This is a genomic window from Streptomyces sp. NRRL S-495, assembly GCF_000966955.1.
Taxonomy (GTDB): Bacteria; Actinomycetota; Actinomycetes; order Streptomycetales; family Streptomycetaceae; genus Kitasatospora; species Kitasatospora purpeofusca.
This window is the reverse complement of the sequence record NZ_JZWY01001367.1, coordinates 1-471: the sequence shown is the minus strand read 5'-3', so window position 1 is coordinate 471 and position 471 is coordinate 1. Positions and strand designations below refer to the sequence as shown.

The 471-nt window shown below is 74.5% G+C and carries 1 protein-coding gene; it reads left to right on the top strand.

Annotation, left to right across the window (positions count from 1 at the left end; genetic code table 11):
• Positions 1 to 471, top strand: a 471-nt coding sequence (locus tag VR45_RS41705; RefSeq protein ID WP_045945205.1) for a polyketide synthase, incomplete at both ends; no start/stop codon positions are given.

Below are 471 nucleotides of genomic sequence, written 5' to 3'. Positions count from 1 at the left end.
CGGATCTCCTACCTGCTGGGCCTGGAGGGCCCGGCGATGACGGTGGACACCGCCTGCTCCTCCTCGCTCGTCGCCCTCCACCTGGCCGTCCAGGCCCTGCGCAACGGCGAGTGCTCGCTGGCACTGGCCGGCGGTGTCACGGTGCTCTCCACGCCCGGCATGTTCGTCGAGTTCTCCCGTCAGCGCGGCCTCGCCGCCGACGGCCGCTGCAAGGCCTTCTCCGACGACGCCGACGGCACCGGCTGGGGCGAGGGCGTCGGCCTGCTGGTCGTCGAGCGCCTCTCCGACGCGCGACGCAACGGCCACCAGGTACTGGCCGTCGTCCGGGGCTCCGCCGTCAACCAGGACGGCGGCAGCAACGGCCTCACCGCGCCCAACGGGCCCGCCCAGCAGCGGGTGATCCAGGACGCGCTGGCCAGTGCGCGGCTCACCGGCGCGGACGTGGACGTCGTGGAGGCGCACGGCACCGGT